Raw genomic sequence first — 12,099 nt, forward strand, 5'->3', positions numbered from 1 at the left:
TATTTTTTGGTTGGAAAGTTTATCTGGCGGTAATTGCAGTAGCTTTCTATAATGTTGGAATCAATGCCTACATTGTGCTTTTAGCGGGAGCTTTTACCCGAACGCCTATTGATTTAACAAGTAATAAGAACGCTTTTGGCGATAAAAAAGCATTTAATTTTAAAACCTTTTTGCTGATTATTCCTCAAATTATCTTGCCTGTTGCTTTGTACTTTGTCGGGAATTATTTTTTTAGTGATTTAGTTGGATTTGCATTTGTTGCAGGAGCGGGAATAGCCGGTTTTGCTTTAAAAGGCAAAGTGTTCAACATGATTGAAAACATCTATCAAAAGCAGAAATACGAAACCATTGCAGCGTATAAGCAAAAAAATTAATTAGTTCCGTAATATAAAGATATAGCCATGATAAAAGTTCAAAACCTTACCAAATCCTACAACGGTGTAACCGTCTTAAACATTGATTATCTTGAAATTCCAAAAGGCGAAAGTTTTGGATTAGTAGGAAATAACGGAGCCGGAAAAACCACTTTTTTCAGTTTGTTGTTAGATTTGATTCAACCCTCCACTGGTTTAATAACCAGTAATTCCATCCAAGTTCATACCAGTGAACAGTGGAAACCGTTTACATCCGCTTTTATTGACGAAAGCTTTTTAATCGGTTATTTAACACCCGAAGAATATTTTTATTTTATTGGTGAATTAAGAGGTTGGAACAAAGCGGATGTGGATGCTTTTTTAGTAAAATATGAAGATTTCTTTAACGGTGAAATTTTACAAAATAAAAAATATCTAAGAGACTTATCCAAAGGGAATTCCAAAAAAGTGGGAATTGTTGCTGCTTTAATTGGCGAACCTGAAGTCATTATTTTAGACGAGCCTTTTGCTAATTTAGATCCAACAACGCAAATTCGTTTGAAAAAAATTATCAAAGAATTGGCAGATGATAAATCGGTAACGGTCTTAGTTTCCAGTCACGACTTGCAGCACACAGTTGAGGTTTCCAACAGAATCGTTGCTCTTCAAAAGGGAGAAATTGTAAAAGATTTAATTCCTTCTTCGGAAACGTTGAAAGAATTAGAAGCATTTTTTGCGGCTTAGTCAACAATAAAGCAAACACCTCTTTTTTCTAAGAAATCAGAAACAAGAGGTGTTTGTCTGTAAAAAATCTTCATTCGTTTTCTCAATTTCAAAAAGAAACGTATTTTTACCCGTTAGATATACTAAAAACAGTACTTTTTAGTTATCTCCTATAAATGTTTTGCTTTGAAAATTAGTACCTTAAAATATACTCTATACGGATTTTTTTTTCTTTTTTTGATTGCTTGTTCTACTAAAAAAGACAAGTTTGTCAACAGGAATTTTCAAGCTTTAAATACAGAGTTCAATGTACTCTATAATGGCGATATAGCTCTACAAAAGGGAATTACCGATTTAAAACTAAATTATACGGATAATTATTGGGAAATGCTTCCCATAGAACGATTACAAGTTACAGAAGAAGTTTTAGAAGCTGCAAAAGCAAGTGATCCCAATTTTGAACGTTCGGAAGACAAAGCTATCAAAGCCATTCAAAAACGTTCCATGTTAATTGGTGGTACCGAACGAAATCCGCAAATTGACGAAGCCCACTTACTTTTAGGCAAATCACGCTATTATTCGCAACGATTTCTTCCGGCTTTGGAGGCATTTAATTATATTTTATACAAATATCCGAGCAGTAGTAAAATTTATGAGGCAAAAATCTGGAGAGAGAAAACAAATATTCGTCTGGAAAACGATGCGTTGGCAGTGAACAATTTGACGAAATTATTAAACGAAATCAAATTCAAAGATCAAATTTTTTCAGACGCTCATGCCAGTTTAGCCCAAGCTTATTTGAATTTAGATGATGTTGACAATGCTGTTAAGAGCATTAAATTGGCCACAGAATTTACCAAATCAAACGAAGAAAAAGCCAGGTATAAATATATTTTAGGTCAGCTTTACGAAAAACAAAATTATCAGGATAGTGCCTTTGCAGCCTATCAATCGGTAATCGATATGAAGCGGAAATCACCTAGATCCTATCTTGTGCATGCACATATTCAACAAGCTAAGCAGTTTGATTTTAAAACAGGAGATACTGTAGCTTTTCTTAAGGAATACAATAAATTGATTGACGAGTATGAAAACAAACCTTATTTAGATGCTTTATTTCATCAAAAAGGCCTCTTTTATGACAAACAAAAGAACGATAAAGAAGCAGTTTTTAATTATAACAACTCGTTAGACTATCAAACAAACGATAAATATACCGTTGCATCCAATTATCGTAATATTGCTGAAATCTACTTTTACAATGCAGAATATCGATTGGCTGGAAATTATTATGACAGTACTTTGGTAAGCTTAACACCAAGAACCAGAGAATATAATGCCATTAAAAAAAAGCGACTTAATCTAGATGACGTCATTAAATATGAAGGAATTGTTACCCGAAATGACAGTATTTTAAAAATCGTTTCACTTTCGGAACCGGAAAGGGTGGCTTATTTTGAAAAATATATTGAAAATATAAAAAAGAATGAAGACGAAATTTTGCAAAAGCAAAAAGACGAACAGGCTCAGCAAACTCAATCGGAAGACAATCCATTTGCTCAAAACACAAATAATTCTATTGCACAATTACCTAAACCGGGCGGCACTTCTGCTTCAGGTAACACCTTTTATTTTTACAATTCCGCAACCGTTGCTCAAGGAAAGCTGGATTTTGTAAAAAGATGGGGGAAAAGAAAACCGGACGGATATTGGCGTATTTCTGCTACCAATCAACCAAAGGAATTAATTGAAGAAGCAGAAGAGGAAGTTGTCTTCAATACGGACCCACTAGATGATAATCCAGAAAAAATTGACCCGAGATTTACATCGGCATTTTATACCGGTCAAATTCCAAGTTCTCAAATTGAAATTGACAGTATTGCCGACGAACGCAATTTTGCATATTATCAATTGGGTGTAATTTATAAGGAGAAATTCAAAGAATATCAACTTTCCGCTAATCGATTTGAATTGTTATTAGACAGTAATCCGGAAGAACGGTTGGTACTGCCCGCTTTGTATAATTTATATAAGGTATACGAAATTATAAATCCTAGTCAAGCGGTGGCAATTAAAAATCAAATTATAAGTCAGTACCCAAATTCACGGTATACTCAAATTTTAACCAATCAAGTTTCCGGCGATGCAGCTATAGACGACAATCCGGCTGTTGCATACGCTCAATTGTATAAAATGTTTGAAGAAGGGGACTATCGAAATTTGTTACCTAAAACAGACGAAGCTATTGATAAATTTACAGGCGATGAAATTGTTCCGAAAATTGAATTTTTAAAAGCAAATGATATTGGAAAATTAAAAGGATTGGGTGAATACAAAACTGCTCTGAACTATGTGGCATTAACTTATCCAAATGTTTCGGAAGGAAAAGAAGCCGAATCATTTTTAAACAATAGGTTGCCGCAGTTAGAAAGTTTAGATTTTAATCAAAATGATCCATTAAGTTATAAAATTTTATACCAAGCCGATAATTTAGAAGATAAAAAAACAAAAGTACTTATTGAGAAAGTCAATAAATTCATTAAAGACCGTGGCTTGAAAGGTTTGAAAACTTCAATCGATATTTATACGATGGAGCAAAACTTTTTGGTGATGCATGGCATCCAAACGGAATCTGACGCCAAAGAAATTGTTTCAATTTTAAAAGAATACAAAGAATACAAAATCACTGAGCCGGCCATTGTAATTTCTAATGAAAATTATGTAGTTGTTCAAATTAAAAAGAATTTGAAGGATTATTTAAATCCGAATTATGTTCCGGCACCAAAAAAGAATTTTGCTCCGGTCATTTCAAAGGAAGTAACCAATCAAAAAGTGCCTGAAAATGTAGCTCCGAGAGCAAAACCTTCAAAGGCCAAAACTGTTCCGAAGGAAGTAAAACAAAATAGTGAATTAATGAGAGACGATCCGCAGCCATCAAAAGATACGCGAGGATCAATAACACCGCCAAAAGGCGAACCAAAAAAAGGATAATTATGTTTAAAAAAGACACCAACTCCTACACCGATTTATTAGGCAAAACAAATAGAATTGTAGAAGGCACAAAGTTAAAAGGAGATATTGTTTCACAAGCCGATTTTAGATTGGATGGTGAGTTAATCGGTAATTTTCATTCCAATGGAAAATTAGTCATTGGTCCTGCAGGCTTTGTAAAAGGCGATATTGTTTGTAAAAATCTGGATATCGAAGGGAAATTTGAGGGTAAAATTCAAGTAACCGAAATTCTAAGCATCAAAGCAAAAGCAACCATACTTGGTGAGGTTGTTTGTGGAAAACTGGCTGTTGAACCCGGAGCCATTTTTACGGCCACTTGCACCATGAAGCCAAACGTTAAAAACCTAACACCCAATAATGCCGAACGAACCGAAGAAAAAACCGCTTAATAAATGGTTACAACTCATCAACATTCCTATACAAATGGGTGTGGTGATTTTTCTTTTTGCATATCTCGGACAGTATTTAGATGAAAAGTATGGGAATGTAAACGATTCAAACACCAAAATTTTTACGATGATTGGTGTTTTTTTAGCTTTGTATAACGTCTATCGACAAGTAAATCAATTAAGCAAAGAAGAATGATTGCTCTAAAAAAACTATGGAATGTTTATAAATACTTACTAATTGTAATTCCTATTTTCCTTGTTCATTTATTGATTTTTCAAAAGCCCTCCTTAGAAAGTGCCGCTCAAGATTTTTATTATTCGATCCCTTTTTTATACCTATTATATATTATCTTCTCAAAAATCATTCTTTTTGTGATTGTAAAAGTTTCCGAAAAGAATTTTGATAACACGGGAATGACATTCCTTGTTTGTACAACGATAAAAATGGCTATCTCTTATTTTATAGCTCGTCCCATTTTAAATGCTCCAACAGAAAATACGATTGAGCAAGCAAACTTTTTTTTCATATTCATTCTTTATTTAGCAATTGAAACCCTGATTACGATCCGATTATTAAACAAAAAACAATAATCAACTGTTTATGGTGCGTAGTATTCAAAAAAAATAATTTTAATACACTTGCAGAATAAAGAAAAAATGTACCTTTGCACCAAATTTTAGAAACCCTAATAGTTAAGTTAAATCAATATGGTGATTTCAAAAAAACCACTTCATTTTATAGTTGCCTTGCTAGTATCGGTTTTACCGTTGGTAGCTGCTGCAAGTAATCCGGATTCTACTGCTGTTCAAACAGTTGCTGTTCACTCTGAAACGGAAGCACATCATACAGAAGAACCAAAAGATTTAAAAACTGAAATCAAAGAATACATTAACCACCATTTATTGGATAGTTATGATTTTCATTTGTTTTCTTGGGAAGATGATTCAAAAGTAGCACACCACATTGGGTTTCCATTACCAGTTATTTTAGTTGATAATGGTGTTCAGTTTTTCATGTCATCAAAATTTCATCATGGTGAAACAGTTGCCGAAAGCAACGGAAACTTTTATAAATTATACCATGGGAAAATTTATAAAACCGATGCTGAAGGAACAATTAAATATGATGCAGAACATCATGTGACCAACGCAAAGCCAACAATTGATTTATCAATAACTAAAAACGTTTTCATGATGTTAGTAGTTAGTTTACTAATGTTATGGTTATTTTCAAGTTTGGCGAAATCGTATGCAAAAAATGGCGGAATTGCTAAAGGAGCAGGTAGATTTTTTGAGCCAATCATCTTGTATATTAGAGATGATATTGCAATTCCAAATATTGGACACAAGAATTACAAAAAGTACATGAGCTATTTATTGACCATCTTTTTCTTTGTATGGTTTTTAAATATGTTCGGATTAACACCTCTTGGGGTAAACGTTACAGGTAATATCGCTATTACTGCAGGTCTTGCTATTTTAACGTACTTAATTACAACATTTACAGCTAATAAAAATTATTGGGGACATATTTTCTGGATGCCGGGTGTTCCAACACCAATGAAAGTAATTTTAGCTCCAATTGAATTATTAGGAACAATTATTAAACCGTTTTCATTGATGATACGTTTGTATGCAAATATTGTTGCAGGTCACGTAGTATTAATGAGTATCATTGGTTTGATGTTTATTTTCAAAAACTGGTTAGGAAGTAGCTTGTCGTTCTTCTTAGCTTTTGCGTTATCATTGTTGGAAATTTTGGTTGCGGCTTTACAAGCCTATATTTTCACAATGTTGTCTGCTTTATATTTTGGTGCTGCGAATGAAGAGCATCATCATGAAGAAGGACATCATTAATAAATTGAATGTTTAATTAAATATATATACATTATGCAAATTCCAACAATTGTAGGAGCAGGATTAATCGTTATCGGTGCTGGTTTAGGTATTGGTAAAATTGGTGGTTCAGCAATGGATGCTATCGCTCGTCAACCAGAAGCTTCTGGAAAAATTCAAACAGCTATGCTTATTGCAGCTGCTTTGATTGAAGGTATCGGTTTCGCTGCGTTATTCGCATCTTAATCCAAAAAAATCAACAACAGTTATAACGGTTGGTTATAACTGTTGTTTTTAAAAAAATTAAAATTTTCTAAATTATTTATATAAATGGATAAGTTAATAGAACAGTTTTCACTTGGTTTGTTTTTTTGGATGCTTGTCATCTTCATCGGGTTGATTTTCTTAATGAGAAAATTCGCTTGGAAACCAATTTTAGATGCCGTTAACCAAAGAGAAGAAGGAATCAGAAATGCATTACTTTCAGCTGAAAATGCAAAAAAAGAAATGTTAAACCTTCAATCTTCTAACGAAAAATTAGTAGCAGAAGCAAGAGCAGAACGTGATGCGATGATGAAAGAAGCTCGTGAAATCAAAGAAAAAATGATTAACGATGCAAAATCAGAAGCTCAATTGCAAGGTGAGAAAATGATTGCTCAGGCAAAAGCCGCTATCGAAAGTGAAAAAAATGCAGCAATGGCTGAGTTGAAAAATCAAGTTTCAACCTTGTCATTAGAAATTGCAGAAAAAGTATTAAGAGACGAATTGTCTAACAAAGAATCTCAAACCAAATTGGTCGAGAAAATGTTAGGTGACGCTAAATTAAATTAATCCGTATGTCAAGAGCTGCGATTAGATATGCGAAAGCAATAATAGAAAATGCTGTTTCCAACGGAAGAGCTGATGCGGTGAATCAAGATATGAAATTGATTTTAACTACCGTAAGTTCAAACGAAGAGTTACAACATTTTTTAATCAGTCCAGTGGTAAAACCACAACAAAAATATACAGTTATTGCTGAAATTTTTGCTGCAGTTCAACCGGACACCAAAGGATTGTTTTTATTGCTTAAGGAAAACAAACGTTTTGAAATTTTAGCCGAAATTGCCCGACAATACAACGCTCAACACGATGTATTGAATGGAATTGAAGTAGCTAAAGTAACTACCGCTTTTCCTATTACTCCTGATTTAGAAGCTAAGGTTTTAGCGAAGATCAAAGAGTTTTCAACGAGTAAAATCACCATCGAAAATATAATAGATCCATCAATTATTGGAGGTTTTATTTTACGAATAGGTGACCAACAATACAATGCATCTGTTGCCAACAGATTGCAAGAATTAAAGAGAGAGTTTAGTAATTAATATTCCAAAAAAGATATATCATAATGGCGGAAATTAAACCTGCTGAAATTTCAGCAATATTAAAAAAACAATTATCTGGTTTTGAATCAGGTGCATCGTTAGAAGAAGTAGGAACAGTACTTCAAGTGGGTGATGGTATCGCTCGTGTTTACGGCTTATCAAATGCTCAATACGGAGAGTTAGTGCAATTCGACAACGGATTGGAAGCGATCGTATTAAACTTGGAGGAAGACAATGTTGGGGTAGTATTGTTAGGTCCTTCAACAGGTATTAAAGAAGGTTCTACAGTAAAAAGAACACAACGTATCGCTTCCCTAAAAGTAGGTGAGCAAATGGTAGGTCGTGTAGTAGACACTTTAGGAAATCCAATTGATGGCAAAGGACCAATCGGCGGAGATCTTTATGAAATGCCATTGGAAAGAAAAGCTCCCGGAGTAATTTTCCGTCAGCCGGTAACTGAACCATTGCAAACGGGTATCAAATCCATTGATGCAATGATTCCGGTAGGAAGAGGTCAACGTGAGTTAGTAATTGGTGACCGTCAAACAGGTAAAACAACTGTTTGTATTGACACCATTTTGAATCAAAAAGAATTTTATGATGCAGGTCAACCTGTGTTTTGTATCTACGTAGCAATTGGTCAAAAAGCGTCAACTGTTGCCGGAATTGCAAAAACATTAGAAGACAAAGGAGCAATGGCTTATACGATTATCGTAGCAGCAAATGCTTCCGATCCTGCACCAATGCAAGTATATGCTCCATTTGCCGGAGCAGCAATCGGAGAATATTTCCGTGATTCAGGACGTCCGGCTTTAATTATCTATGACGATTTGTCTAAACAAGCGGTTGCTTACCGTGAGGTTTCTCTTTTATTAAGAAGACCACCGGGACGTGAGGCATATCCTGGAGACGTTTTCTACCTTCACTCAAGATTGTTAGAAAGAGCTGCAAAAGTGATTGCTGATGATGATATCGCTAAAAACATGAACGATTTACCGGAATCTTTACGTCCAATCGTAAAAGGGGGTGGTTCATTAACAGCTTTACCAATTATCGAAACACAAGCGGGTGACGTTTCTGCGTATATTCCAACCAACGTAATTTCGATTACAGACGGTCAGATTTTCTTAGATGGTGATTTGTTTAACTCAGGGGTTCGTCCGGCAATTAACGTTGGTATTTCGGTATCTCGTGTTGGGGGTAACGCTCAGATTAAATCAATGAAAAAAGTGGCAGGTACATTGAAATTAGACCAAGCTCAATTCCGTGAATTGGAAGCGTTTGCTAAATTTGGTTCAGATTTGGATGCCGTTACTTTAAACGTAATTGAAAAAGGAAAAAGAAACGTTGAAATATTAAAACAAGCGGTAAACGATCCTTACAAAGTGGAAGACCAAGTAGCGATTATCTATGCAGGTTCTAAAAACTTATTAAGAAACGTTCCGGTTGTAAAAGTAAAAGAATTCGAAAGAGACTTCTTAGAATACTTGAACAACAAGCATAAAGATACTTTGAATGCATTAAAAGCAGGTAAATTCACAGACGAAATTACAGATGTTTTAGACAATGCAGCAAAAGAAGTTTCAGCGAAATATAACTAAAAAAAGTATTAAGTACTGAGTATTAAGAATTAAGACGTCTTGATACTTAGTACTTAAATCTTAATACTAAAAAAATGGCAAACTTAAAGGAAATACGTAATAGAATTACTTCCGTTTCATCGACGATGCAAATTACATCGGCTATGAAAATGGTTTCTGCAGCTAAGCTAAAAAAGGCTCAAGATGCCATTACGGCAATGCGACCTTATGCCGAAAAATTGACTGAGATTCTTCAAAGCTTGAGTGCTTCGATGGAAGGCGAAGTGGGTGGAGATTATACATCACAACGTGAGGTAAACAGAGTATTAATTGTAGCAATTACATCCAACAGAGGTTTGTGTGGTGCTTTTAATACCAACGTGATCAAACAAGTGAAAGTAGTTGCTGATTCTTATGCAGGAAAACAAGTAGATATTTTTGCTATTGGTAAAAAAGGAAACGACGTTTTACGCAAAACACATACAGTAATTGAAAATAAAAGTGAGGTTTTTGATCATTTGACTTTTGATAATGTAGCGGCTATTTCTGATCTATTATCTGAAAAATTTATTTCAGGAGATTATGACAAAATTGAAGTGGTTTACAATCAGTTCAAAAATGCGGCTACGCAAATTGTTCAAACAGAACAGTTTTTGCCTTTAGCTCCAGTAGTGGGTGCTGCAACTGCAAGTTCCGATTATATTTTTGAACCATCCAAAGAAGAAATTGTGTTGACTTTGATTCCAAAATCATTGAAAACGCAATTGTACAAATCCATTCGCGATTCATTTGCTTCCGAACATGGTGCTCGTATGACCGCGATGCACAAAGCAACAGACAATGCAACGGAATTAAGAAATCAATTAAAATTAACTTATAACAAAGCACGTCAAGCTGCGATTACTAACGAAATCCTTGAGATTGTTGGTGGAGCAGAAGCGTTGAAAGGATAAGTAAAATAACATACATTTAAGAAAGTCACGTGAATAGCGTGACTTTTTTATTTTATATCTTTGAGAATATAAATTTTATTCGAATGAGACATCGTATCTTCTTTTTATCATTTTTACTTTTAACTTCCATTTCTCTGTCTTCTCAAACATTATCGCTTTCTGAAATTATGAAAGGTGATGAATTTATTGGTCATCAGCCGGAAAACCATCGCTGGTCAATTGATGGTTCCACCGTATATTTTGATTGGAATCCAAAAAATGAAAAAGGAAGCAGTACTTATTTTTGGAAGAAAGGTATGAAATCGCCTGAAGTTTTTATGGGAGATGAAACGTTTACTGAACAAAATTTCGAGTCACAACAAGAATTTGAAAAATACTATTATACCAAAAGTGGTGTTTTGTATGGTTATGATAAGAAGTCTAAAACATACAAGAAAATTATTCAATCCACACAAGGAATTTCGAACATCACAAGAAGCAATCAGCCAAACATTTTATTTTTTCAACAAAACAGAAATTTGTATCGTTTGAATATGGATGATTTTTCATTGAATCAATTGACCAATTTCACTTCTAATAAATCATCAGAAACCAAATCGGAAGATACTTTTTTAAGTCAGCAACAAAAGGAATTGTTTCAATTTATTAAAGATCAGGAAGCTAAAAAAGAGTGGAACAAAGACAAATCAGAAAAAAATAAAGAAATTTTCCCGAAAGAGTATTTTTTTGATAAATCATCTATTGAGCAAATCACGCCTTCGCCAAACAGTAAATTTGTAACCTTCAGACAATCGGATTATTCTCCAACAACGTCTACAAAAGTTGAAAATTTTATCACAGACGACGGTTACACGAGAAATAGTAATGCGAGAGCAAAAGTCTCAATAAACAACTTGAACAAACACAAGTTAGGTATTATTAATACTGAAAAAGACACGGTTTATTTCGTTTCATTTTCTAATCTAACAGGAATTAAAGAGTATCCAAAGTACTTTCAGGAATATGACAATCTGAAGGAAAAGGGAAAAACGGAAAAAGCAATTGTGATGCAAGCTCCGATTTATAACAAGGAAGGAAGTTTGGCCGTAATGAATATTCGTAGCCAAGACAATAAAGACCGTTGGATTGTGCAATTAGATTTGAATACCGGAACAATTACTGAATTGGATCATCAGCACGACGAAGCTTGGATTGGCGGACCCGGAATTCCCGGGTATGCCTCTGGAAATGGAACTTTAGGATTTCTAAAAGACAATCAAACTGTTTATTTTCAATCGGAAGCCACAGGATTTTCGCATTTGTATTTGTTACATGTAAAAACCAAGCAAAAAACGCAACTGACAAATGGTAAATGGGAGGTTCGAGATGCAAAACTATCCAACGACGGAAAATCATTTTATATCACCACCAACACAACGCATCCCGGTAATCGTGAGTTTTATAAATTAGATATCGCTTCTCAAAAAATGATACCAATTCTTACCAAAGAAGGAGCACATGAAGTGGAATTATCTCCGGATGAAAAAACTCTATTAGTGCGTTATTCGACCAAAAACAAACCATGGGAATTGTATGTTGCCGATAACAAATCGAACACGACTTTGCAGCAAATTACATTTTCAACCACCAAAATGTTTGCTAGTTATTCTTGGAAATCGCCCGAAGTTGTCACCATCAAAGCAAAAGATGGTTCAAATGTATATGCTCGACTCTATGAACCAAAAGAGGAAAATAAAAACAAAGCAGCCATCATTTTTGTACATGGAGCCGGTTATTTGCAAAATGCTCATCATTTTTGGAGCAGTTATCATCGTGAATATATGTTTCACAATCTCTTAACCGATTTGGGTTACACGGTTTTAGATATTGATTACCGCGGAAGTGATGGA

The 12,099-nt window shown here is 34.3% G+C and carries 13 protein-coding genes; all 13 read left to right on the forward strand.

The window, feature by feature from the left end:
* On the forward strand, nt 1-374 hold a 374-nt coding region (locus tag ACIQ2S_RS06835; RefSeq protein ID WP_396174279.1), incomplete at its 5' end, for a DUF5687 family protein.
* Between the two features lie 27 nt (nt 375-401).
* The gene (locus tag ACIQ2S_RS06840; protein ID WP_396174282.1) at nt 402-1,097 is read left to right on the forward strand and encodes an ABC transporter ATP-binding protein; all 696 of its coding nucleotides are present in this window, start codon (nt 402-404) and stop codon (nt 1,095-1,097) included.
* Between the two features lie 165 nt (nt 1,098-1,262).
* The gene (locus ACIQ2S_RS06845; protein WP_396174284.1) at nt 1,263-4,067 is read left to right on the forward strand and encodes a gliding motility protein; all 2,805 of its coding nucleotides are present in this window, start codon (nt 1,263-1,265) and stop codon (nt 4,065-4,067) included.
* Between the two features lie 2 nt (nt 4,068-4,069).
* Nucleotides 4,070-4,477: a polymer-forming cytoskeletal protein gene (locus ACIQ2S_RS06850; RefSeq protein ID WP_396174286.1), complete on the forward strand. Its 408-nt coding sequence runs from the start codon at nt 4,070-4,072 to the stop codon at nt 4,475-4,477.
* Nucleotides 4,446-4,673: an AtpZ/AtpI family protein gene (locus ACIQ2S_RS06855; protein WP_396174288.1), complete on the forward strand. Its 228-nt coding sequence runs from the start codon at nt 4,446-4,448 to the stop codon at nt 4,671-4,673. The genes ACIQ2S_RS06850 and ACIQ2S_RS06855 overlap by 32 nt, the downstream gene beginning before the upstream one ends.
* Nucleotides 4,670-5,068, forward strand: a complete 399-nt coding sequence (locus ACIQ2S_RS06860; RefSeq protein WP_396174290.1) for a hypothetical protein — start codon at nt 4,670-4,672, stop codon at nt 5,066-5,068. Before ACIQ2S_RS06855 ends, ACIQ2S_RS06860 begins: the two co-directional genes overlap by 4 nt.
* A gap of 117 nt (nt 5,069-5,185) precedes the next feature.
* Nucleotides 5,186-6,334 carry a F0F1 ATP synthase subunit A gene (gene atpB / locus ACIQ2S_RS06865; protein ID WP_396174292.1) on the forward strand — a complete coding sequence of 383 codons (1,149 nt, stop codon included), beginning with the start codon at nt 5,186-5,188 and terminating at the stop codon, nt 6,332-6,334.
* Between the two features lie 33 nt (nt 6,335-6,367).
* Nucleotides 6,368-6,559, forward strand: a complete 192-nt coding sequence (gene atpE, locus ACIQ2S_RS06870; protein ID WP_078212011.1) for an ATP synthase F0 subunit C — start codon at nt 6,368-6,370, stop codon at nt 6,557-6,559.
* An 84-nt stretch (nt 6,560-6,643) separates the two neighbouring features.
* Nucleotides 6,644-7,144 carry a F0F1 ATP synthase subunit B gene (locus tag ACIQ2S_RS06875; protein ID WP_396174294.1) on the forward strand — a complete coding sequence of 167 codons (501 nt, stop codon included), beginning with the start codon at nt 6,644-6,646 and terminating at the stop codon, nt 7,142-7,144.
* The gene (gene atpH / locus ACIQ2S_RS06880) at nt 7,144-7,677 is read left to right on the forward strand and encodes an ATP synthase F1 subunit delta (RefSeq protein WP_396174303.1); all 534 of its coding nucleotides are present in this window, start codon (nt 7,144-7,146) and stop codon (nt 7,675-7,677) included. Before ACIQ2S_RS06875 ends, atpH begins: the two co-directional genes overlap by 1 nt.
* A gap of 23 nt (nt 7,678-7,700) precedes the next feature.
* Nucleotides 7,701-9,278: a F0F1 ATP synthase subunit alpha gene (gene atpA, locus ACIQ2S_RS06885; protein ID WP_396174296.1), complete on the forward strand. Its 1,578-nt coding sequence runs from the start codon at nt 7,701-7,703 to the stop codon at nt 9,276-9,278.
* Nucleotides 9,279-9,352: 74 nt separating this feature from the next.
* Nucleotides 9,353-10,210 (forward strand): ATP synthase F1 subunit gamma, encoded by an 858-nt coding sequence (gene atpG / locus ACIQ2S_RS06890; RefSeq protein WP_396174298.1) that lies wholly within the window; start codon nt 9,353-9,355, stop codon nt 10,208-10,210.
* Between the two features lie 83 nt (nt 10,211-10,293).
* On the forward strand, nt 10,294-12,099 hold a 1,806-nt coding region (locus ACIQ2S_RS06895; RefSeq protein WP_396174300.1), incomplete at its 3' end, for a S9 family peptidase.

The organism is Flavobacterium sp., assembly GCF_044371705.1.
In the GTDB taxonomy this organism is placed as follows: domain Bacteria; phylum Bacteroidota; class Bacteroidia; order Flavobacteriales; family Flavobacteriaceae; genus Flavobacterium.

Excerpts from the sequence above, each read along its gene's own strand:
- atpG (WP_396174298.1), top strand. The coding sequence starts at position 9,353 with ATGGCAAACTTAAAGGAAATACGTAATAGAATTACTTCCGTTTCATCG.
- ACIQ2S_RS06840 (WP_396174282.1), top strand. The coding sequence starts at position 402 with ATGATAAAAGTTCAAAACCTTACCAAATCCTACAACGGTGTAACCGTC.
- atpE (WP_078212011.1), top strand. The coding sequence starts at position 6,368 with ATGCAAATTCCAACAATTGTAGGAGCAGGATTAATCGTTATCGGTGCT.
- ACIQ2S_RS06855 (WP_396174288.1), top strand. The coding sequence starts at position 4,446 with ATGCCGAACGAACCGAAGAAAAAACCGCTTAATAAATGGTTACAACTC.
- ACIQ2S_RS06875 (WP_396174294.1), top strand. The coding sequence starts at position 6,644 with ATGGATAAGTTAATAGAACAGTTTTCACTTGGTTTGTTTTTTTGGATG.
- atpA (WP_396174296.1), top strand. The coding sequence starts at position 7,701 with ATGGCGGAAATTAAACCTGCTGAAATTTCAGCAATATTAAAAAAACAA.
- ACIQ2S_RS06850 (WP_396174286.1), top strand. The coding sequence starts at position 4,070 with ATGTTTAAAAAAGACACCAACTCCTACACCGATTTATTAGGCAAAACA.
- ACIQ2S_RS06860 (WP_396174290.1), top strand. The coding sequence starts at position 4,670 with ATGATTGCTCTAAAAAAACTATGGAATGTTTATAAATACTTACTAATT.
- atpB (WP_396174292.1), top strand. The coding sequence starts at position 5,186 with ATGGTGATTTCAAAAAAACCACTTCATTTTATAGTTGCCTTGCTAGTA.